Genomic DNA, 1,030 nt, shown 5'->3' on the forward strand with positions numbered 1-1,030 from the left:
GGCGGCGCGGTGGCCGCGAAGATCGTGCTGGGCATCGACATGTCGTTTTTCGCGCGGGCGCTGCCGGGCGTGGTGCCGATTGCGAACCTGTGGTTCGGGCTCGGCAAGGGCATGGCGTTCGGCATGCTGATCGCGATCGTCGGCTGTCACTTCGGGTTTCGCATCAAGGCCAATTCGCAGAGCCTGGGTGAAGGCACGACGGCGTCGGTGGTGACGTCGATCACGGTCGTGATTCTCGCGGACGCAGTGTTCGCGATTCTCTTCCAGAACGTGGGGATCTGATGACAGCGCCGCTCGCCACGGCCGTGCGCGGCCATCCGATGCCCGAGATCGCCGAGCCGGTGATCGAGGTGCGCGACCTCACCAAGCGCTATGGACGCACGATCATCCATCAGCACCTGAACTTCGACGTGCGGCGCGGGGAGATCGTCTCGGTCGTGGGCGGCTCGGGCTCGGGCAAGACGACGCTGGTGCGGCAGATTCTCGGGCTCGAGCGCCAGAGCGCGGGCACCATCAAGCTGTTCGGCGAGGACACGTCGACGATGTCGCCGGAGAACGCGCGCCTGCTGCGCAGCCGTTCCGGGATGCTGTTCCAGCGTGGCGCGCTGTTCTCGTCGCTGTCGGTGTTCGACAACATCGCGCAGCCGATCCGCGAACTGGGCAAGGTGCCGGAGGACCTGCTGCGCGACATCGTGATGCTGAAGCTGGAAATGGTGGGGCTGCCGTGCCGGCATGCATCGAAGATGCCGGCGGCGCTGTCGGGCGGGATGGTCAAGCGCGTGGGCATTGCGCGGGCGATTGCGCTGGAGCCGGAGCTGCTGTTTCTCGATGAACCGACCGCGGGGCTCGATCCGCAGGCGTCGGACGAGTTCGTCGAGCTGATCGGCACGCTGCGCCGGGCGCTGGGGCTCACGGTCGTGATGGTGACGCACGACCTGGATACGATGATCGCGCTGTCCACGCGGGTGGCGGTGCTGGCCGAGCGCAAGGTGCTGGTGGCCGCCCCGGTCGAGGAAGTGGCGGGTGTGGA

Annotated in this window: 2 protein-coding genes; both read left to right on the forward strand. The window is 67.3% G+C overall.

The window, feature by feature from the left end; all coding sequences use genetic code 11:
- Positions 1-282: ABC transporter permease (locus P3T23_RS47845; RefSeq protein WP_429322980.1), on the forward strand; the 282-nt coding region annotated here is incomplete at its 5' end.
- A partial coding sequence (locus P3T23_RS47850; protein ID WP_429322981.1) for an ABC transporter ATP-binding protein occupies positions 282-1,030 on the forward strand: 749 nt, incomplete at its 3' end. The genes P3T23_RS47845 and P3T23_RS47850, both read left to right, overlap by 1 nt.

Source organism: Paraburkholderia sp. GAS448 (genome assembly GCF_050435685.1).
Lineage (GTDB): Bacteria > Pseudomonadota > Gammaproteobacteria > Burkholderiales > Burkholderiaceae > Paraburkholderia.